The 22,843-nt window shown below is 38.3% G+C and carries 14 protein-coding genes; 10 read left to right on the forward strand and 4 right to left on the reverse strand.

Annotation, left to right across the window (positions count from 1 at the left end; all coding sequences use genetic code 11):
- Positions 1-16: 16 nt before the first annotated feature.
- A complete protein-coding gene (gene lepA, locus LB465_RS02710) occupies positions 17-1,813 on the reverse strand; it encodes a translation elongation factor 4 (RefSeq protein ID WP_224466696.1) in 1,797 nt (598 codons plus the stop codon).
- 319 nt (positions 1,814-2,132) lie between these two features.
- On the opposite strand from lepA, the gene LB465_RS02715 reads away from it, so the two are divergent.
- From LB465_RS02715 to LB465_RS02745, 7 genes are all read left to right on the forward strand, one after another.
- A complete protein-coding gene (locus tag LB465_RS02715) occupies positions 2,133-3,398 on the forward strand; it encodes a sugar MFS transporter (protein ID WP_224466698.1) in 1,266 nt (421 codons plus the stop codon).
- 11 nt (positions 3,399-3,409) lie between these two features.
- On the forward strand, positions 3,410-4,990 hold the full coding sequence (locus LB465_RS02720) for a beta-N-acetylhexosaminidase (protein ID WP_224466700.1): 1,581 nt from the start codon (positions 3,410-3,412) through the stop codon (positions 4,988-4,990).
- Positions 4,991-5,005: 15 nt separating this feature from the next.
- Positions 5,006-5,824 (forward strand): N-acetylmuramic acid 6-phosphate etherase, encoded by an 819-nt coding sequence (murQ, locus tag LB465_RS02725; RefSeq protein ID WP_224466702.1) that lies wholly within the window; start codon positions 5,006-5,008, stop codon positions 5,822-5,824.
- 56 nt (positions 5,825-5,880) lie between these two features.
- On the forward strand, positions 5,881-7,485 hold the full coding sequence (locus LB465_RS02730; protein ID WP_224466704.1) for a glycoside hydrolase family 10 protein: 1,605 nt from the start codon (positions 5,881-5,883) through the stop codon (positions 7,483-7,485).
- Between the two features lie 6 nt (positions 7,486-7,491).
- A complete protein-coding gene (locus LB465_RS02735) occupies positions 7,492-8,949 on the forward strand; it encodes a sodium:solute symporter (RefSeq protein WP_224466706.1) in 1,458 nt (485 codons plus the stop codon).
- A gap of 9 nt (positions 8,950-8,958) precedes the next feature.
- Positions 8,959-9,981 carry a dipeptide epimerase gene (locus tag LB465_RS02740; protein ID WP_224466708.1) on the forward strand — a complete coding sequence of 341 codons (1,023 nt, stop codon included), beginning with the start codon at positions 8,959-8,961 and terminating at the stop codon, positions 9,979-9,981.
- A 184-nt stretch (positions 9,982-10,165) separates the two neighbouring features.
- Positions 10,166-11,395, forward strand: a complete 1,230-nt coding sequence (locus LB465_RS02745) for a C40 family peptidase (protein WP_224466710.1) — start codon at positions 10,166-10,168, stop codon at positions 11,393-11,395.
- Between the two features lie 164 nt (positions 11,396-11,559).
- Here LB465_RS02745 and LB465_RS02750 read toward each other — a convergent pair whose 3' ends face one another.
- From LB465_RS02750 to LB465_RS02760, 3 genes are read right to left on the reverse strand one after another with little or no spacing between them, the layout of a single operon-like run.
- The gene (locus tag LB465_RS02750) at positions 11,560-12,495 is read right to left on the reverse strand and encodes an N-acetylmuramoyl-L-alanine amidase (RefSeq protein WP_224466712.1); all 936 of its coding nucleotides are present in this window, start codon (positions 12,493-12,495) and stop codon (positions 11,560-11,562) included.
- A gap of 22 nt (positions 12,496-12,517) precedes the next feature.
- Positions 12,518-14,440: a glucosamine-6-phosphate deaminase gene (gene nagB, locus LB465_RS02755; RefSeq protein ID WP_224466715.1), complete on the reverse strand. Its 1,923-nt coding sequence runs from the start codon at positions 14,438-14,440 to the stop codon at positions 12,518-12,520.
- A gap of 6 nt (positions 14,441-14,446) precedes the next feature.
- The gene (locus LB465_RS02760; RefSeq protein ID WP_224466717.1) at positions 14,447-15,733 is read right to left on the reverse strand and encodes an ROK family transcriptional regulator; all 1,287 of its coding nucleotides are present in this window, start codon (positions 15,731-15,733) and stop codon (positions 14,447-14,449) included.
- A gap of 216 nt (positions 15,734-15,949) precedes the next feature.
- On the opposite strand from LB465_RS02760, the gene LB465_RS02765 reads away from it, so the two are divergent.
- From LB465_RS02765 to LB465_RS02775, 3 genes are all read left to right on the forward strand, one after another.
- Entirely contained in the window at positions 15,950-17,107 is a 1,158-nt protein-coding gene (locus LB465_RS02765; RefSeq protein WP_224466719.1) for an acyltransferase family protein, read from the forward strand.
- 16 nt (positions 17,108-17,123) lie between these two features.
- The gene (locus tag LB465_RS02770; RefSeq protein WP_224466721.1) at positions 17,124-20,075 is read left to right on the forward strand and encodes a glycoside hydrolase family 3 N-terminal domain-containing protein; all 2,952 of its coding nucleotides are present in this window, start codon (positions 17,124-17,126) and stop codon (positions 20,073-20,075) included.
- 117 nt (positions 20,076-20,192) lie between these two features.
- A complete protein-coding gene (locus LB465_RS02775) occupies positions 20,193-22,598 on the forward strand; it encodes an outer membrane beta-barrel family protein (RefSeq protein WP_224466723.1) in 2,406 nt (801 codons plus the stop codon).
- Positions 22,599-22,843 lie beyond the last annotated feature (245 nt).

Genomic DNA, 22,843 nt, shown 5'->3' on the forward strand with positions numbered 1-22,843 from the left:
TTATTTAGTCATTCAACTAGTCATTCAGCTTTAGTACGGCCATAAAGGCTTCCTGTGGAATTTCAACATTTCCTACCTGGCGCATACGTTTTTTACCTTTTTTCTGCTTTTCAAGAAGTTTTCTTTTTCGGGAAATATCACCACCGTAACATTTAGCGGTAACATCTTTTCTAAGCGCTTTTACGGTTTCACGTGCAATAATTTTTGCACCAATTGCCGCCTGAATCGGAATATCAAATTGCTGTCTTGGAATTAATTCTTTTAGCTTTTCACACATTTTCTTACCAATGTCGTAGGCATTATCTACGTGAAGCAGGGCAGAAAGGGCATCTACCACATTTCCATTCAATAAAACGTCTACTTTAACCAATTTAGACTGGCGCAATCCTATAGGTGAATAGTCAAAAGAAGCATAACCTCGGGAAACGGTTTTTAGTCTATCGTAAAAGTCAAAAACAATTTCGGCTAATGGCATGTCAAAAGAAAGTTCAACCCGTTCTGTGGTTAGATAAGTTTGGTTGGTGATTTCTCCTCTTTTTTCAATACAAAGGGACATCACATTCCCTACATAATCAGATTTGGTGATTATAGTAGCTTTAATATAAGGTTCTTCAACCCGGTTTAGGGAAGAAGGTTCCGGTAAGTCTGATGGATTATTAACCAGTATTAAATCATTAGGATTTTTATTGGTATAAGCGTGGTAAGATACGTTGGGAACGGTTGTAATTACCGTCATATCAAATTCTCTTTCCAATCGCTCCTGAATAATTTCCAGGTGAAGCATTCCAAGGAATCCACATCTAAAACCAAAACCAAGAGCTGCAGAACTTTCAGGTAAAAACACCAGGGAAGCATCGTTTAACTGAAGCTTTTCCATAGAGCTACGTAGTTCCTCATAATCTTCAGTATCTACAGGGTAGATCCCTGCAAAAACCATTGGTTTTACATCTTCGAAACCGGCAACGGCTTCTGTGGTTGGATTTTTAGCATCGGTAATGGTATCACCTACTTTTACTTCGCGGGCATCCTTAATTCCCGTGATGAGGTAACCTACATCACCGGTTTTAATTTCCTGCCGGGGGAATTGCTTTAAACGCAATGTGCCCACTTCATCAGCGAAATAATTTTTATCTGTAGCCACAAATTTAATATTCTGGCCTTTTTTAATCGATCCGTTAATGACCCTAAAATAAGTCTCTACACCACGAAATGGGTTGTAAACCGAATCAAAAACCAAAGCTCTTAAAGGAGCATCTACTTTTCCACTTGGTGGTGGAACCCTTTTAATAATTGCTGAAAGTATTTCTTCAATTCCTAATCCGGTTTTTGCACTGGCTGGTATAATATCTGAATGTTCACAACCTAAAAGATCTACAATATCATCGCTTACTACTTCCGGGTTGGCACTTGGCAAATCCACCTTATTGAGTACTGGAATAATTTCAAGGTCATTTTCCAAGGCCAAATATAAGTTAGAAATGGTTTGTGCCTGTATGCTTTGTGCGGCATCTACTACTAACAAAGCACCTTCGCAAGCTGCGATAGAGCGGGAAACTTCGTAAGAGAAATCTACGTGGCCCGGGGTGTCAATAAGGTTCAAAACATATTGTTCGCCTTCATATTCATAATCCATCTGTATGGCGTGACTTTTAATAGTAATTCCACGCTCGCGTTCCAAATCCATACTATCTAGAAGTTGTTCCTGCTTTTCACGATCGGTTACTGAACCGGTAAAGTCCAAAAGACGGTCTGCCAGGGTGCTTTTTCCGTGGTCAATATGGGCGATTATACAGAAGTTTCTAATATGCTTCATCGGGTATTTTTAGTAATTGAATTCCTTATAAGGTAATCAACAAATTTAAGTTTACAAATATAGTTTATTTCATAGTCCTAAAAAGAAAGATGGATAATAAGAATGGAAAAACAGATATTGAAAATATCCTTTTTCTAGAAATCCATTTAATTAAAAAAATGATCAATCTTTTAGTTAATTATAAAAAAACTTACTTAAGTATATAGTAATTGTAAAAAAGTTTCTTTTTTTTGTAAGAAACATTTTTGTTAGAATTTTACTAAAAACGCGTTAAGTTTAACTCAAATAAAATACTAACAATACATAAGATAATATACCTATGGCAGCTGAAACCGCAACTAACCAGAATAACACCAGTAGATCTATCGTTATAATTGGAGTGTTATTTTTCATCTTCGGATTTGTTACCTGGCTAAATTCTGTACTTATTCCCTTTTTAAAAACAGCCAGCCAGTTAAATAACTTTGAATCTTATCTCGTAGCTTTTGCATCTTATATCTCCTATTTTGTAATGGCTATCCCTTCTGCCTGGGTTTTAAAGAAAACAGGCTTTAAAAACGGAATGTCACTGGGCCTTGTGGTTATGGCTATAGGTGCTTTAATTTTTATACCCGCGGCATTGTCCAGAACATATGCAATGTTTCTCTTTGGATTGTTTGTTCAGGGAACAGGACTCGCGTTACTTCAATCTGCAGCAAATCCTTATATCACAATTCTTGGGCCTATTGAAAGCGCGGCCAAGCGAATTAGCATAATGGGAATTTGTAACAAGGTTGCAGGTGCGTTAGCTCCAATTATTTTTGGTGCGATTTTGCTGAAAAATATGGACGCGATAGAAGCGAGGCTGGAAGGAATGGGTGCGGCTGCGAAAGCAGCGGAGTTAGATGAACTTGCTTCGCTGGTGATCACTCCATATGTAATTATGGCCGTAATTTTGGTTGGGCTTTCAGTGCTTATTTATTATTCAGCCTTACCTGAAATTGAAACCGATGGGGAAGATGATACCCTTGCGGCAGCAAATAAAAGTAAAACCAGCGTACTTCAGTTTCCGAATTTACTGTTGGGTACTCTCGCGATGTTTCTTTATGTTGGAGTAGAAGTAATTGCAGGAGATACCGTAATTAGCTATGCCCGTGATGGACATGATATTGCAACAGATGTCGCTAAATATTTCACCACGTACACCCTTATCGCTATGATTGTGGGTTACTTGATAGGTACGGTTACCATTCCTAAATATATAAGTCAGCAAAAAGCATTGCAAATTTCGGGTATACTTGGAATTATTCTCGGTTTAGCCGCAATTTTTACCGATGGATATATTTCAGTGCTTTGTATATCACTTTTAGGTTTAGCTAATGCTTTGGTGTTTCCAGCAATTTGGCCTTTAGCACTTCACGGGTTGGGTAGATTTACCAAAATAGGATCTTCATTCTTAATCATGGCACTTGCCGGTGGAGCTATTTTACCGCTGATTTACGGTTATCTGGCTGATACTTTTGATCCGCAATCGGCTTATTGGATAGTAATTCCGAGTTATTTATACATCTGGTTTTTCGCCGCAAAAGGACATAAAATAAAGTAAAATCTCATATTATGAAAAGCTTAAAGTTAAGTGTTAGTTTAGTTTTTTTAGTGTTTTTTCAGCTGGGTTTATCCGCACAAGAACCCGAAGCTGAAAAACCGGCAATCATCCCGCAGCCGGCAGAAGTTGAGTGGAAAGAAGATTTCTTCACACTTCAGGAAAGAACAGTGGTTTGTTTTAATTCTGGTGCACAAGCATCGGCTGCCTGGCTGCAAAGATTGCTGAAAAATACTTATACGCAAAGTTATACGATGCGGGGAGAAGATTGTAACGGTTTTAGTCTTAATCTTGACCCAAATCTGAAAGAAACCTTGGGGGAAGAAGGTTACAATTTAAATATTTCATCAAGCATTGTGAGTATAGAAGCAGCTTCAGAAGCTGGTTTGTTCTATGGTATACAAACGTTGCGTCAAATGTTTCCGGCTGAAATTGAAAATGAAAAAGTTTCTGAAGAAATTAAACTTCCGCAGGTATCAATTACCGATAGGCCAAAGTACGAGTGGCGCGGTTCTATGCTGGATATAGCTCGTAGTTTTTTTGGTCCGGAGTATATTAAAAAGCACCTGGACAGGATGGCTTTCTATAAATTAAACCGACTTCATTTACACTTAACCGACGACCAGGGTTGGCGTATAGAAATAAAACAGAAACCTAAATTAACCGAACTTGGAAGTAAAGGCGCCGTAAAAGGTGGACGCTCAGGTTATTTAACTCAGGAGGAATATAAAGAAATTCAGGAATATGCTGCAGCTAGAAAAATTGTTATTGTTCCAGAAATTGATATGCCGGGGCACATTTATTCGGCTTTAATGGCTTATCCCGAATTAAACTGTGATGAATTCGGCAATATAGAACCCAGAATGGCGACTCCGCCAGAATTATTCCATGAATACAAAGTAGGATGGAGTAAGCTATGTCTTGATAAGCCTGAGATATATGATTTTGTAGCCACGGTTTTAGGAGAAATGGCAGAGATTACCACAGGAGATTATTTACATATTGGAGGAGATGAAATTGAAGATGAACGTTATAAAGAATTCGTTGTTAAAGCAGATTCTATTGTTAGAGATTTAGGAAAAACTACTATTGGATGGGAGGAAGTAACGCAAGCAGCAGTAGACAGCACTTTTATCAGTCAGCGTTGGAATGGGAAAACGAAAAGTGTGGTGAATACTCCTGTTATAGAGTCTATTTGTTCCAGCTTCTATTTTGACCACGCAAACGTTCCTGGTCAGGAAATGACCAATAACTGGTGTCAGGAAAGAGGAGTTTCTTTAAAAGACGCTTATACTTTTAAAGCAAAAAATCCAAACACGATAGGAGTAGAGGCACCACTTTGGACCGAGATGGTGCTTTCTGACGAGGCTGCAGATGATAGGTTTTGGCCTAGGAGCATTGCAATGGCCGAAGTTGGATGGACTGAGAATAAAAATAAGGATTATAAGGACTTTATAGAACGTCTAGGACGGCACGGGTTGCGCCTTGACCTTATGGATGTAAATTATTTTAGAAGCCCCGAGGTAAACTGGAACAGCGATCGCAACAAAGGTGTTTTTTCAGAGTTTATGCCAGATTCTAAATGGGCAAATTAATTTAACTGAATTTAAATGACAAACAATAATCCCGATACAGAAAAGACTTCAAATTATAATGATTTGGAGAAAATGAGTACTGCAGACCTTTTAAGCAATATAAATAAAGAAGATAAAACTGTTCCTGAAAATGTTGAAAAACAAATTCCGGCCATAGAAAAACTAGTAAATGAGATCGTAGCCAAGATGGAAGTTGGTGGCAGGCTTTTCTATATTGGTGCTGGAACTAGCGGAAGATTAGGAGTTTTAGATGCTTCAGAATGTCCGCCAACTTTCGGAGTGTCAGATCAAATGGTTATCGGTTTAATTGCTGGCGGTGATACAGCCCTTAGAAATGCTGTTGAAGGTGCCGAAGACGACACAGAGCAAGCCTGGAAAGATCTTCAACAATATCAAATCTCAGAAAAGGATGTTTTGATAGGGATCGCTGCTTCAGGGACCACGCCTTATGTAATTGGCGGCATAAAAGAAGCACGAAGTAAGGGAATTGCTACAGGCTGTGTCACCTGCAGTTCCGGAAGTCCTTTGGCAAAAGCCAGTGAATTTCCTATTGAAGTGATCACCGGCCCGGAATTCGTTACGGGAAGCACAAGAATGAAAGCCGGAACCGCTCAAAAGTTGGTTTTGAATATGATCTCAACCAGTGTGATGATAAAATTAGGTAGGGTAAAAGGCAATAAAATGGTAGATATGCAGCTTTCCAACAAAAAGTTGGTAGGCCGAGGAACCCGAATGATTATGGAAGAGTTGGGGGTCGAAGAGCAAGAAGCTGCTCAATTACTTCAAAAACATGGAAGTGTACGAGCGGCAGTTGTGGCTTCCCGTAAAGCTTAATTTTTTGTATTAGCCAATTTAAAATATCATCTACCGTTAATTCCAAAACCTACGCTATGAATAAAACAATTCTTTCCCTACTTGTGCTATTTATGTTTTTCTTTTCCTGTAAAACAGCGAAAGATGCACCTCAACCTCAACCTCAACCTCCGGCGACACCTGAACCAGAAGAGGTAGTTAAAGAAATCCCTGAAGAAATTGAGGCTCCTGAAACTCCACAAAAGGATGAAGTAAAGTGGGATCCAAAAACTCCTAAAAATATTGAAGAATTTCGAGCCGTCTGGGTGGCTACCGTTGCTAATATTAACTGGCCCAGTAAACCCGGGCTTTCTACTTCAGAGCAACAAAAAGAAGCCCTGGAACTCTTAGACTTTTTAGAAGAACACAATTTTAACGCTGTAGTATTTCAGGTGCGTCCGCAGGCTGATGCACTTTACGACAGTGAAATAGAACCCTGGTCATATTTTCTCACCGGAGAACAGGGAAAAGCACCCGAACCATATTACGACCCTCTAAAATTCTGGGTAAATGCTGCTCACGAACGCGGATTGGAATTGCACGTTTGGTTAAATCCTTACCGTGCGCATCACACTACAGGAAAGGAAATCAGTGAAAAATCGGTTATTAAAACCAATCCAGATCTTGTGGTAGAGCTGGCAAATGGAATGTGGTGGATGGATCCTGCTCAAAAGGGAACGCAAGATCGCTCCAGTGAAGTAGTGATGGATATTGTAAAACGCTATGACGTAGACGGCATTCATTTTGACGATTATTTTTATCCCTACGATTCTTATAATAACGGCAAAGATTTTCCCGACGATTTAAGCTGGAGAGCCTACCAAGCCGCCGGTGGCGAATTATCCCGTGGGGATTGGCGGCGTGAAAGCGTAAATGTTTTTATTCAAAGAATTTATGAGGAAATAAAAGCTGAAAAACCACACGTAAAATTCGGTTTAAGTCCGTTTGGAATCTGGCGTCCCGGTTATCCTGAGTCAGTACAGGGTTACGATCAATATGATAAACTGTATGCCGATGCTAAATTATGGTTGAATGAGGGCTGGATAGATTATTATACCCCACAGTTGTACTGGAAAATAAGTCAGATTGGGCAGAGTTTCCCAGAACTACTGGGCTGGTGGAAAAGTGAAAATACCAAACAGCGCCATCTTTGGCCGGGCATGAATGTGGGTGGTGAAGGAGATGAGATGCATATCACAGAAGTTATTAACCAGATTATGATTACCCGCGGAATGCTTCCGGAAAGTAAAGGCGCCGTACATTGGAGTATTGACCCTCTTTTAAAATATAAGGAACTTGCAAAAGCTATAAAAGAAGGGCCGTATAAAAAGAAAGCTTTGGTACCGCCCAGCCCGTGGTTAGATAATACCCCTCCGGAAATTCCAAATGTTACCGCTAATGAAAATCGCGATAAAATTGAAATTACCTGGGGCGTAGAAGATGATTCCGATATAAAACAATGGGTAGTTTACTTTAAATATGAAACCGGAAACTGGGATTATAAAATCCTAAATGCAGAAAAAAGAAGTCAGGATTTACAGAAGGAAGTAGGGGAGAAGAAGATTAAACTTCAAAAGATTGGAGTAACCGCAGTAGATCGAACCGGCAACCAGAGTGAATTCATAGAAATAGAATTGAAATAACAATTTATGAGCCCTATCCTCGTGTTTGGCGTAATCGCTGGCTATTTTGTGTTGCTGCTGGCTATTAGCCATTTTACTTCTAAACAAGCCGATAACAATACTTTTTTCACAGCTAACCGTCAGTCACCCTGGTTTTTAGTAGCCTACGGGATGGTTGGCGCTACTTTATCTGGGGTCACATTTATTTCGGTGCCCGGGGAAGTGGGTAATTCCAACTGGAATTATTTGCAGTTTGTAATGGGAAACATGGTGGGTTACGCCGTAATTGCTCTGGTGTTAATTCCACTATTTTATAAGCTGAAATTAATTTCTATTTATGAATATTTAAAAGATCGTTTCGGGCAGAATTCTTATTATGCCGGGGCTTCATTTTTTCTTATTTCTCAAACCATTGGCGCTTCATTTAGATTATTTTTAGCGGCATTGGTGCTACAAATCGCTTTTTTCGATGCCTTCGGAATTCCCTTTTGGGTAACGGTAATGATCACTATTGCTCTAATTTGGCTCTACACTTATCGCGGCGGAATTAAAACCATCGTTTGGACAGATACCCTGCAAACCACTTTTTTATTACTGGCAGTGGTGATAAGTATCTGTATGATCACAGACCATATGGAGCTAAGTTTTACCGACGTTTTTGCAACGGTTGCTAACAGTGAAAAGTCTACAATTTTTGAATGGGACTGGCGTTCCAACAATGCATTTTACAAGAGTTTTCTGGCAGGAATATTTATTACCATCGCAATGAATGGGCTGGACCAAAACGTGATGCAGAAAAACCTTACCTGCAAAAACAAAGGGGAAGCGCAAAAGAATATTTTCTGGTTTTCAATTGTATTTTTCTTTTCTACCGTACTGTTTTTAGCACTCGGGGTTTTGCTTTATAAATACGCCATGGATCAGGGAATCGCAATTCCAGAAAGAACAGACGATCTTTATCCATTGCTTGCCTTAAATCACTTTGGAATTTTGGCTGGTGTCGTTTTCCTTTTAGGAATTACAGCAGCTGCATTTTCCAGTGCAGATTCAGCTCTAACAGCGCTTACCACTTCTTTTTGTGTAGATATTCTTGATATTCAGAAAAAAGAAAAAAATCAGAAAAAAACCAGGTTAATGGTTCACATTGGCTTTACTGTTTTAATGTTTTTGGTAATTATTGCTTTTAATGCTGTAAACGACAGCAGCGTGGTAAGTGCGGTCTTTAAAGTAGCCGGATTTACTTATGGTCCACTGTTGGGCTTATTCGCTTATGGTTTGTTGAGTAAAAACCTGTTACGCGATAAATGGGTGCCGGTGATATGTATTTTATCCCCTATAATTTCAGTAATTTTAGATTTTAATTCTGAAGCCTGGTTCAACGGCTATCAGTTTGGATTTGAAATTTTATTGGTTAATGCAGCCATTACTATGCTGGGGCTTTTCGCTTTATACAGAGCGAAGGATAATGGTATTTTAATCGAATAATATTCTAAAATGCAGCTAAAGTTTTATCCATATAATCTTGAATTAAAGAACACCTTTACTATAAGTCACGGTTCGCGGGATTTTCAACCGACTTTAATCGTAGCGGTAACAGATGGGGATTATACCGGTTATGGTGAGGCTACCGCAACTTCGTATTATGGGGTTAGCATTAAAAAAATGCAGGAAGATATTCAAAATTTAGAACCGTTACTTGCCAAAAATATAGATAAAACCCCTGAGGAGATCTGGGAACTTACCTGGCCACGACTCAATCATAATCCATTTGCGCAATGTGCTTTGGATATAGCCCTGCACGATTTACACGGAAAACGAAATAAAATGCCGCTTTACCAATTATGGGGCTTGAATCTGGAAAATATTCCACTAACGAATTATACTATCGGGATAGATTCCTTTGAAAAAATGGTGCAGAAAATTAAGGAATTTCCCTGGCCTTTGTATAAAATAAAACTGGGCACTAAAGACGATGTTGCCATTGTAAAAGAGCTGCGAAAACATACTGACGCCACTTTTAGAGTAGATGCCAACGCCGCGTGGACGGCTGATCAAGCCATAGAAAATGCAAAAGCTTTAAAGGAATTAAATGTTGAATTTTTGGAGCAACCCTTAAAGGCCGATGATTGGGAGGGAATGGAACAACTTTACAAAGAATCGGTTTTGCCACTTATTGCCGACGAAAGTTGTATTGAAGAAAGCGATGTTGAGAAATGTGCAGGGTATTTCCACGGAATAAACATTAAACTCACTAAATGCGGCGGCCTCACCCCCGGAAAGCGAATGATTTTAAAAGGAAAATCTCTAGGATTAAAAGTCATGGTTGGTTGTATGACTGAATCTACGGTGGGAATTTCAGCAATTGCACAATTATTGCCGCTTCTGGATTATGTAGATATGGACGGCGGACTTTTAATTAAAAACGATATCGCCGATGGTGTAAAAGTCTACAACGAAAAAGTGCATTTTCCAGATAGAGACGGCACCGGAGTTGAATTATATAAAAAGTCAAATTAAGCCACTAATACACGAATTGTAAAAGAATTTCCTGCAAGATTTTTTAACCTTGTAGGTTTGAAAAGAAGCTGTCAGTTCGAGTGAAATTCTAGAAGAATTTTATATCGAGAAATGAGTATATTTTTCCAAATATTTATTGCAGTATTTTGAATTCGTGGCAAAATCAAATAATAAAACTGATAAAATGAACATACTTAAAACACCTAATTTACTCTTCCTCTTAACGCTTTTCCTTTTCGCTTCCTGCGAAGAAAGGGTTGAAAAAGAAGAAGGAAACCCACTCGAAAATCAAATTACCGAGGTGGAGGAAGAATATGCCCCGGACGGGCGGGTTGCCCTTTTTGATGTGGAAGCCGAAAAAGATGGAGATGGTTATGTCTTAAGAGGAGAATCTAACGATCCTGAAGCTGTTGCTTCCCTAAAGGAAAAATTACAATCAGAAAACATAAAATTTACCGATAGCATTCGGGTGCTTCCCGATACTGAAGGTTTAGAAAATAAAATTCACGGGGTTGTAAAAATTTCTGTCGCAAATCTACGTGATGCTCCAAAGCATTCGGCTCAATTGGTTACCCAGGCAACCTTGGGAATGCCTGTAAAAGTTTATAAAAAGGAGGGAAGTTGGTATTACATTCAAACTCCCGAAGGTTACCTGGCCTGGGTAGATTACGGCGGAATTCAGAATATGACCGAAGAAGAATTTTTAGAATGGAAATCCAATGATAAATTAATTTTTACCGAACCCACCGGAAATTCTTATACCGAACCAAATCCCGATTCACAAACAGTTTCCGATCTTGTGGCAGGGAATATTTTAGAGCTCGTAAACGAACAAAACAATTTCTACGAGGTGGAATATCCAAATGGAAAGAAAGCCTTTGTAGAGAAAGCTTATGCGCAACCTTACCAGGATTGGCTGACTTCTCTAGACCAAACCGAAGAAGATTTGGTAGAAACTTCTAAAAAATTAATGGGATTGCCTTATTTATGGGGCGGCACTTCGCCAAAAGGGGTGGATTGCAGTGGTTACACCAAAACCATATTTTTCCTTAATGGGATGGTTATCCCCCGTGATGCTTCCCAGCAAATTCATACTGGGGAGGTAGTAGATACCAAAAAGAATTTTGAAAATCTGCAAAAAGGCGATTTACTTTTCTTCGGAAAACCTGCAACAGATTCTACTTCAGAACGTGTAATTCACGTAGGAATGTGGATTGGAGATAACAAATTCATTCATTCCATGGGTGAGGTGCACATTAGTAATTTTGATACCGAAGCTGAAGATTTTGATGAATACAACTACAATCGATATTTACGTTCAAAAAGGATTTTAAATAAGGAGGATAAAGGTTTGATCTACTTAAAAGATTCAGACTTATTTACATTTTCAGAAGCTGAAGAAGTGAAGATGTAAACGTTTGTAAAATTAAAACTGATGCTTTCGAACAGGACTATATAAATGTTATTGAAATCGTCATCCTGAACTTGTTTCAGCTTGACGTAAAACTAAGAGGCATAGGACATCAAAATTTAAACTTATCACGTTTCTCTAAAACCTTTACCTTTGAGGTTTTTCTATTACAAATACTTCTTATGTAGCTGGTAAAGCACTTTTAGATCGTGTTTCCCAAAAGGCTTGTCTAAATCTTCTTGTACAAAATGAAGTTTAAAAGCGCTTTTTGCAGCTTCAAGGTCTGAGGTATCATAGCCTATAATTTTTAATGCATTTTCAACATTGAAACCGGCTGGAATTACTTCAGGAAACACCAATTTATCCAGAAAATGAATTCTAGTATTAAGCTTTGATTTAAGCCCTATAACTAAAGGATTTGGTTTAAAAAAATCAGCTTCAAGCTTAAGATTTTCCACTTCAGCTTCATCATACCATAATCCAAAACCTTCTTCGGCTAAGCGTTTCCATGGAAAATCAGCATTTGGATCTACTTTTCTGGAAGGGGCGATATCAGAATGGCCAATAAAATTTTCAGCGGGAATGCTGTATTTCTCTTTGATTTTCTCGAGCAATTCAATTAAACTAATAATTTGAAGATCGGTAAATTCTTCTTCGCCGTTATTATCAATTTCAATTCCCAGGGAAGAGGAATTTAAATCGGTATTGTTGCCCCATTTCCCAATTCCACCGTGCCAGGCGCGATAATAATCGTTCAGCATATGAAAAATCTCACCGTTTTTGGAAATTACATAATGCGAACTTACCTGGGTTCTTGGCAGGGTAAAAGTGGTTAAGGTTTGCTGAACAGAATCTTGCGCGGTGTGGTGAATTACTACATAATTTGGTTTGCGCAAATTAAAATTAGTAGTTCCCACCCAGTAGTCACCATAATTGAGTGCGGATTCTTTCTGGTTTTCCGGGGTGGGGAACTGCTGTAATTGTTTGCTGTAAGCCTTTGCCTGTTTTTTATGTAAACGATTGGTTTTTGCGTAAGGATTACTTCCGCAGGAAATAATAGCAATGGCCATTATTAAATAAAAAACAGGAATTAATTTTTTCATTGATTTAACTTCGTTATTGGAATTATTCAAATTTCCATTTAACAAAGGCTTCCATAGCTTCATAATTAGCCAAACCAAGTTTATCGTAACTTTCTGCCGTTTCGCGGTTTCTTTCTTCGGCCCTTACCCAAAATTCTCTTTCGTCGTCCCCGGGAAATACAGGTCGGTCTTTTTGTGACTGGTGTTGGAAAATAGCATTTCTCTTTCGTTGCACTTCTTTAGGAGAAAGCGGTACTGCCATTTCAATTTCGTGAACTTCAAATTCCTGCCAGGCGCCACGGTACATCCACAACCAGCAGTCTTTGGTCCATGCTTCGGTTTTTCGAAGCCTTTTCATGGCTTCCAGGATAATCCTGAAACAAACAATATGAGTCCCGTGAGGATCGGCAAAATCACCGGCTGCAAATATTTGATGAGGTTTTACCTCTTTAAGCAAATCCATGGTAAGTTCAACATCCTTATCGGTTACCGGACTTTTTTTCCTCTTTCCGGTTTCATAAAATGGCAGTGCCATAAAATGAATGTTTTTATCTTTTAACCCGGCATAACGAGCTCCAGCAATTGCTTCAGATTTTCTAATAAAAGCTTTTACGTCCCTAATTTCGTCCAAATCTATATCGTTAGGTTCTTTTTTATCAATGAAGGCACGCATTTTCTCGTAAGTAGCTTCTAAATTCTCGGTATCTTCCCCAGTACTTTTCTTAAAATCTATGGCGAATTCTACATAGCGTAACACATCGGTATCCCAAACAGCGGTGTTCCCGGAAGTTTGATACGCAACGTGTACATCGTGTCCCTGGTCTACCAGTCTTATAAATGTGCCGCCCATAGAAATTACATCATCATCGGGATGGGGTGAAAATATAATGGAGCGTTTTTTTGCTGGGTTTTTACGCTCCGGTCGTTGAGAGTCGTCGGCATTGGGTTTTCCACCTGGCCAGCCGGTAATGCTGTGCTGTAGTTGGTTGAAAACATCAATATTAATATCGTAAGCGGGACCTTGCTCAGTGGCAAGCTGTGCCATTCCGTTATTGTTGTAATCTTCGTCGGTAAGTTTCAGAATAGGTTTTTTAACTTCGGAAGAAAGCCAGATTACCGCTTTTTTAATTAGCGCTTTATCCCAGGAACAGTCTTTTACTAACCACGGCGTATTAAATCTTGTTAACTCTGAAGCCGCATCTTCATCTAAAATAAATTCTACATTATCTGAAAGCTGAAGGTAAGTTGCAGGTACATTTCCAGACATTTCCCCTTCAACCGATTTTTTAATGATGGGCGCTTTTTTCTTGCTCCAGGCCATTAAAATGATCTCTTTTGCCTTAAAAATGGTACCAATTCCCATAGTTATGGCTTTGGTAGGCACATTTTCTTTACCTCCAAAATCCCGCGAAGCATCCCTACGGGTTAAATCGTCTAAAGTTACCAACCGCGTTCCTGAATTTGGAGCAGAACCCGGTTCGTTAAAACCAATGTGACCGGTTCTACCAATTCCCAGTAGCTGAAGGTCTAAACCGCCAACAGCGCCAATTTGATTTTCATAAGACAGACAATAGTCGGTAATATCTTCTTTGGCCAGGGTCCCATCTGGAATATGAATATTCTCTCTTTTTATATCTATATGATTAAACAGATTTTCGTCCATAAATTTCACGTAGCTCTGTTTGGCATCTGGCTGCATCGGGTAATATTCATCCAAATTAAAGGTGATCACGTTTTTGAAACTAAGCCCTTCTTCTTTATGCATTCTAATTAACTCTTCATAGACTTCCACCGGGGTGGCACCTGTTGCAAGGCCCAATACCGCATTATCATGATTGTCCTGCTTACGTCTAATAAGATCTGCAATTCGTTTGGCGACCTTTTTTGAGGCAATATGTTCATCTTCATAAACTTTTACCGGTAGTTTCTCAAAACGTGTTTCTTCTAAAAGATTTAATCTGGCCATAATTTTTTAGCTAATTTGGGATTTTACCAGGCTAACCTGGTCTTTAAATATATCGTCCATTACTGCTATGGTACCGCCGTATAAACTGGAATTCGCTCCAAGGGTAGAAAGTTCTATTTTGGTGCGTTCCTTAAGCTGCATCATACAGTAAGTATTCATTGATTGTTGAATTGGGGTGGTAATAAATTGTTTTGCTTCCGCTATTTTTCCTTCCAAAATCACTAATTCCGGATTAAAGATTTGAATAAGGATTGCGATTCCTTTTCCAAGGTTTATTCCTATTTCAGATAACACATTTATCGCGAACTGATCGCCACGGTTGGCCGCATCTATAATAGTTTCCGGTTCCAGTTTTTCCAGTTCTTCTTTTTTTAGATTGTTTAAAACCGAAGTTTGTCCTGCTTTTAAACCTTCTTTGGTTTTTCTAACTAAAGCAAGTCCCGAAGCTTCGGTTTCCAGGCAACCGCGTTTTCCACAGTGGCAAAGCAAGCCGTCTTCTGCCATTGGGATATGCCCAAATTCTCCTGCAAAACCCGATTCACCCGAATGCATTCTTCCTCCCATAATAATTCCCAGGCCAATACCCCAGTCCATAGAAATCACTAAAACATTGCTTTTATTTTTGGCTGTGCCGAAACGAAATTCAGCTAAACAAGCACTTTTTGCATCATTTAAAATAGCCACTGGCTTTTTAAACTTTTTCTCAAATTTATCTTTAAGCGATTCGGGTTCCTGTTCGCTTAAATAATACGTGAAGTTTTTGCCGGCTTCAGCCGAAACCAGTCCAGGCATGCTTATACCAACACCCATTACCTGGTCCAGTTTCACTTTAGCTTCTTTCAGCAATTCCTTGGTCCACTCATATAGGATATCTACGATATTAGAATCTGAAGAAATCTCTGAGGGCCACGATTTTTCGTGAATAATTGTATGGTTATTATCAATTATCGCCAACTTAATTCTAAATCGTTCTATATGAATACTCACCACAAAAAACGAATTTTCAATAAGTCCGTAAAGATCTGGTTTCCTGCCCCCTTCAGATTTCCCCCGACCTTTTTTTACCACTATGCCTTCTTCAATAAGTTGATTGAGTAAAGACATGGAGGTTGGCAGGCTTACATTAAAGCGCTGGCAAACTTCGGCATTAGAGGTTTCTCCATTTAGAAACAGATGTTTGATGATCTTTAACTTCTGGAGGAATTTTTTTCGCTCTACATTATTAATTTTAGAGAGTTTCTTTTCATCTATAAAAAAATCATGTAGATCTGTTGGCATAGTTTGAGTTGTCATATTTTAAAATAAAAGCATTAATGGTTTGTTTTAAGCTTTTAAAAAAAATGAATTTATTTAGAATTTAAAAGTATATAAAAAAATTATTTTTAAAAATACTTTTTCTATTTTTTTATAAAAGATCGATTATTTAATCGAAATTTATATTTTTATGGAATAATACAAAGTCGAATTTTCAAATCCAACTACCAACTTTTAGGATTACCATAGAGGAGAATGACTGATGCCAATAAATTATTTGAGGAAGCAGAAACAGGCAAAAACCAGCGTTATTTAGCCCTGGATGTTTTGCGTGGACTTACCGTGGCCCTTATGATATTGGTGAATACACCGGGAAGCTGGTTGCATATTTATGCGCCATTTAAACATGCTCCCTGGGATGGTTTTACTCCAACCGATTGGGTTTTTCCTTCTTTTTTATTTGTAATTGGCAATGCGATGAGTTTTAGCCTACGCAAGTATGAGAGTATTTCTGAAAGTGCTTTTTTAAAAAAGGTATTTAAACGAGCCGCACTTATATTTCTTATTGGTTTGTTTTTGAGCGCGTTTCCGTTTGTATTTAGACAGGAAGGGGAATTGGTTTTTAAGAATTTAGCGAATATGCGAATTATGGGAGTTTTGCAGCGCATTGCTCTTTGCTATCTTTTTGCCTCGCTAATTCTTCATTATTTAAAACTGAAAAAATCCATCATTTTTGGATGCCTAATTTTACTTGGCTACTGGGCAATTATGTGGTTCTTTGGTGACCAGCCTAATCCGCTTTCTTTAGAGCATAATGCCGCGCTGAAGTTTGATCAATTAATATTTAACGATGCCAATCTTTATAAAGGTTATGGTCTTCCCTTTGATCCTGAAGGTTTATTAAGTACGCTTCCCGCACTTGTAAATGTAATTGCAGGTTATGTGGCGGGCGTTTTTATTCAAAGATCAGGGAATAATATTTCTACGGTAATCAAGTTAAGTATTTATGGAGTCCTGTTACTGATTGTAGCGCAAATTTGGGATATTTGGTTTCCTATAAATAAACCTATCTGGAGCAGTTCTTATGTTTTATATAGCACAGGCTGGACCCTTTTAGTGCTTTCAGCCCTAATTTTGGTTATTGAAATTTTCAATTTTAAAAAATGGACCACTTTCTTCGAGGCTTTCGGAAAGAATCCTTTGTTTGTTTTTGTAATGTCTGGCCTCGTAGTAATGCTTATGAACATAATTTATGTTAACGAACAGGCTTTAAAATCCTGGCTTTATGAAAACTTATATCTTAGCTGGCTAAACAATTATAACGCCTCGCTGCTGTTTGCCATTTCTTATATGCTGCTTATGTGGCTGCTTGGTTACTGGTTACACAAAAAACGTATCTATATTAAAGTATAAATTCAATTGCTGAATAATGAGAAATAAAATATCACGCTTATTCATTTTTTTAATGGCCTTTTTCGGGCTCACACTTCAGGCCCAGGAAAGCACTAAAAAATCACCTGAATTTCTTCAATATACCAACAGTAAATGGGTAGACTCTATAATGAAAGAGCTTACACCAAAAGAGCGCATTGCACAACTTATTATGGTGGCGGCTTATTCAAACAGGAATAATGCGCATAAAGAAGAAATTCTTAAACATATTAATGAATACAAAATAGGTGGCTTGATCTTCTTCCAGGGTGATCCCGAGACGCAGTTAAAACTGATGAACGATTACCAATTGGCTTCCGAAGTTCCTCTTTTAGGAGCTATCGATGCTGAATGGGGACTGGGAATGCGACTGGACAATACCATAAGTTATCCGTATCAAATGGCTTTGGGAGCTATTCGGGACGATAGTTTGGTTTATGATCTTGGACAGGAAGTTGCCCGACAAATAAAACGCACCGGACTTCACCTCAATTTTGCTCCGGTGGTAGATGTAAATAATAACCCGAATAACCCGGTAATTAATTTCCGTTCTTTTGGGGAAGATAAAAAGAACGTTTCCCGAAAAGGAATAGCCTATATGCGTGGGATGCAAGACGCAAATTTGCTTACTACTGCCAAACATTTTCCCGGCCACGGGGATACCGATACCGATTCTCATTATGCGCTTCCGCAGATAAACCATCCTTTTGAAAGATTAGATTCCCTGGAAATGTACCCGTTTAAAGAATTGATAAATGCCGGAATTGGTGGTGTAATGGTAGCTCATTTAAATATTCCCGCACTGGATTCTACCGGAGTACCTTCAACTTTATCCAAATCTATTATCACAGGAATTCTAAAAGATAGTTTAGGTTTTGAGGGTTTGATCGTGACCGATGCAATGAATATGAAAGGCGTAACCAAAGGAAACGAACCTGGGATTGTAGATAAAGATGCGATTCTTGCTGGAAATGATCTTTTGGAGTTTACAGAAGATGTTCCAAAAGCAATAGATGAGGTTAGTAAAGCAATTAAGAAGGGGTTAATCACACAAAAACAGCTTGATGAGCGGGTAAGAAAGATCCTTGCGGTAAAACAATGGGTTGGTTTAAATGAATATCAGGAGCAAAGTCCTAAGAATATCCTGAAAGAAATTAATACCGGCGAAGCAAAATTCCTGAACAGAAAATTGGTAGAAGCTTCGCTTACAGTATTGAAAAATGATAAAAGTATTTTGCCTTTAAGAAAACTTGATACCTTAAAGGTTGCCGCGATTTCTTTTGGAGCTACAAAACAAACCGAATTTCAGAAAACCCTGAACCTATACACCGAGGTGAAAAATTTCCAGTTAAAGGCTGATGCGAAAGCTTCAGACATAGCGAAAATCAAAGAAAAACTTTCTGAGTACAATCTGGTAATTGGGGGAATTCACGATGATAGCCGTTTTCCGCGGAATACTATGAAATTCTCACAACCTGTGCAGGATTTTATCGCAGAACTTTCAGAAAAGGAGCATACGATTTTTAGCTATTTTAAAAATCCGTATTCTATAAATAAACTGGATAAGATTGAAAATGCATCCGGTTTGATTTTAACTTATCAGGATAGCCAAACCACACAAGATCTCGCCGCGCAACTTATTTTTGGCGGAGTGGGAGCAAATGGAAGACTTCCGGTGAGTATTGGGGAAAAATTCAAATCTGGAGACGGGTTGGATATAAAAGGAAAAATAAGATTTAAATACACCCTTCCCGAAGATGCCGGAATGAATTCTGAAGTACTTTTTGGTGGTGTGGATTCCTTAATACAGGAAGCTATTAAAAAAAAAGCGACGCCGGGAGGGCAAATTCTAGTCGCTAAAGATGGGAAAATAGTCTTACACAAAGCTTACGGTTACCATGAATACAGTGATACCATAAAAGTTAAGAAAACCGATTTATACGATTTGGCTTCGGTAAGCAAAATTTCTTCGGCTTTACCGGCATTAATGAAATTGCAGGATGAAGGGAAGTTTAGTCTTGATGCTTCAATAGACGATTATTTGCATTATTTCAGAAATTCTAATAAAGCGGGAGTTCCTTTTCGGCAAATCCTTACCCACCAGGCGCGGTTTAAACCATGGATCCCTTATTGGAAAAATACACTTCGTAAAAACGGTAGCTATAAGTGGTACACTTTTAAAAAAGATTCTTCCAGAAGGTTTCCTGTTAAAGTGAGCGAAGATTTGTGGTTGCATCGCAACTATCAGAAGAAAATGTTTAGAGGAATCAAAAAATCTGAGCTGGAAGAAGAGGCGAAATACAAATATTCGGGGCTGGTTTTTTACTTGCTACCTTCTATTGTAGAAGAGATTTCCGGGGAAGATTTCAGAAAATATATTAACGAGAATTTTTACGATAAACTGGGGGCCACAACTTTAGGCTATAATCCGCTTGAACGCTTCGAAAAAAGCCGAATTGTACCCACAGAACATGATTATTTGTTTCGCCATAAACCAATTCACGGAATGGTACACGACGAAGGTGCGATCATGATGGGTGGGGTTTCGGCCAACGCAGGACTTTTTTCTACCGCTAACGATTTGGCAAAACTGATGCAGATGTACCTGAATATGGGCGAATATGCCGGGGAGCGCTACATTGAAGAGGAAACTCTAAAAAACTGGAGTACCACTCAATTCCCCGAAAACGATAATCATCGCGGGATCGGATTTGATAAGCCTTATTTAGAATATAAAGGAGAGAGCAGTAATACTGCTAAAGATGCAAGCAAAGCGAGTTTTGGCCATACCGGTTTTACCGGAATTTATGCCTGGGTAGATCCCGAAGAAGATTTGCTTTATCTTTTCCTTTCCAACAGAGTACTTCCCACTAGGGAAAACACCCGACTTTACAGTTTAAATACCCGCACCAATATTCAGCAGATTTTATACGATTCGATAAACAAATAAGAAGTAAGAAATTAGTCGCTTATATTTACGATTAATGGTTTTTAACGTGACATTGGTGTGAAAAGTTTATAGGAAAAACTATATTTGGAAGCTTTTCCTAAAAACCATTCAATATTTATGACCAGAAATTACCCCCCAATTCTTGTTACCCTACTTATTTTATTTACGAGTTCTTTATTAGCACAACATTCTGTAAAAGGAAAATTGGTTACCGAAACCAATGAACCTATTGCTTTTGCCAATGTTATTTTATTAGATGCTAAAGATTCTATTTCAGTTTATAGGGGTGCCATTTCAGAAGAAAATGGGGAGTTCTCGTTTCAGGAAATTGCTTCAAACGATTATTTATTAAAGGTAAGCTTTATAGGTTACGAGGAGTATTTTCAGAATATATCAGTTAAATCCAATAAAAATTTAGGGGAACTTAGCTTAAAAGAAGGAGCTTCAAGCTTAGAAGAAGTTACCATTAACGCCCGAAAGCCAAAAATTACCAGAAGTATAGACCGTATTACTTTTGAGGTTGAAAACTCAACGCTTTCTAGCGGAAACAGTTGGGATATTTTGCGCCAAACGCCTGGAGTAATTATGAGCCAGGGGCAATTACAGGTGAGGAATTCTAGCGTAACGGTATATATTAACGATCGAAAAGTTCAGCTTACCGAGAATGAATTGCAAACCCTTTTACAAAGCTATTCGGCAGAAAATATTAAGTCGGTTGAGGTGATAACGAATCCACCGGCACGCTATGAAGCTGAAGGTGGAGCGATTTTAAATATCAATACCACTTCTGCTATTTCTCCAGGCTACAAAGGAAGTGTAGAAGGCAATTATACGCAGGGAATTGTTCCTAAATACCAAATAGAAACCAGTCATTATTGGAAAGGCGATAAACTAAATGTGTTTGCTAATTATACTTTTAGTCCGCGAAAAGAGATAAAACGGGACGATAGTTATATCAATTTCAGCCCAAACCAGGAAGGCGGACAAAGGTGGGTGAGCGACTTTGAAAGAATTACCCGTTCGCAGGCACATAACGCCAATGTGATCATGGATTATGATTTTGACGAAAAAAATAAACTGAGTTTTTCTTCTAATTTCCTGTATTCACCCGATAAAACTTTTGATAATTCGGTGCAAACCGATGTTTCCGCTATGGGAAATACTGCATTTTCAAACTTTATTACCGATAGTGATGTAAGTACCGATGACAGTAATATCGCCTTAGACTTTACTTATACACATACGCTCGATAATGGCGGAAATGTCTCGGCCGGTGCGCACTATACCAAATTTGATCAGGAACGTGACCAAAGGGTTGCTACCGAATATTTTTCGCTAAATGAAGAATTTGTTAATAACATCGCTTTTAATACCGAAGCAATTCAGGATATTAACATTTTTACCGCGCAAATAGATCTAAGTACCAGCCTTGGAGAAACTGCCTTTGAAAGCGGATTAAAATTATCCAGCATAGATTCAGAAAGTGGAATCGATTTTTTTGATGCAGAAAGTCTCGAAAATCTTTATGATAATCTTTCAGACGAATTTCATTACGATGAAAAGGTTTATGCCGCTTATGCCAGCGCTTCCAGAGATTGGGAAAAGTGGAGTGCAAAAGCCGGTTTAAGAGGAGAATATACAGATCTTTTAGGAATGTCTTTTTCTACAGATCAGCAAAACCTTCAGGAATATTTTGAACTGTTTCCTACTGCTTATTTGCAATACCGCGCTTCAGATAATCATAGTTTTACGCTGGATTATAGTAGAAGAATTGAACGCCCACGATATGAAAGCTTGAATCCGTTTAGATATTTTCTGAATGAAAACGATTTTAATGCCGGAAACCCGAATTTACGTGCGGCAATTAGCAATAATATCAATCTGAATTATACGCTTTTAGGGCAGTATTTTTTCGATGTTTATTATCGCGATAACGGAAGATCGCCAGCAAGTTTAGCTTTTCAGGATAATCAAAATCTAACCATAAGAAGAATGCAGGCTAATTTACTGGAAAGTAAAAGCTACGGTTTGGATATTTTACATGGCCGATCAATTACCGGTTGGTGGTATGCTCAATTATATGCTTCACTTTTCCACGAAGAGAATACCTTTTTAGCGGTTGAAAGCAATAATGCTGAGGTTACCAATGAGATTGATGCCGTTTTTGGTCAATTGTATAATTCATTTACCCTTTCAAAAGATGGAACTTTCTCAGGAAATTTAAGTTTTACTTATGTTTCAGATTATATCTCCGGTTCTTATAATTTCGATCCGTTTTCAACTTTAAGCCTTGGATTAAGAAAAACACTTTGGAATAATCGCGCAGAATTAAGCCTGAATATCAACGATATTTTTAATAATACCAATACACGATTGACTTCCCAATATTTGAATCAGGATAATTCCTTTTTTGCACGGGAGGAAATGCGTTATGTGCGGGTGGGATTTAAATATAACTTCGGAAACTTTAGGCTAGAAGACAACCAACGAAGCATAGATGCCGCCGAAAGGGATAGGTTGTAATAACCTGGAAATTCTTTATTCCGTCAAGCTGAACTTGTTTCAGCTTCTAAGCCTCTACTAAAATTATATCTTGTTAGATCCTGAAAATAAATTACCATTGACGTATTTTTCAAGTTGCTGTTTTATAGCTGATTACCATGTTCATTTCTTTTGCCATTTTGAATAAGCTTTTTTGTTTATTAAGTAGTATTTTTTCTTGGTAAGCTTTGATACCTTCTTCTACATAGTTTAAACCTTTTACAAAT

The sequence above is a fragment of the Salegentibacter lacus genome (assembly GCF_020164555.1).
Lineage (GTDB): Bacteria > Bacteroidota > Bacteroidia > Flavobacteriales > Flavobacteriaceae > Salegentibacter > Salegentibacter lacus.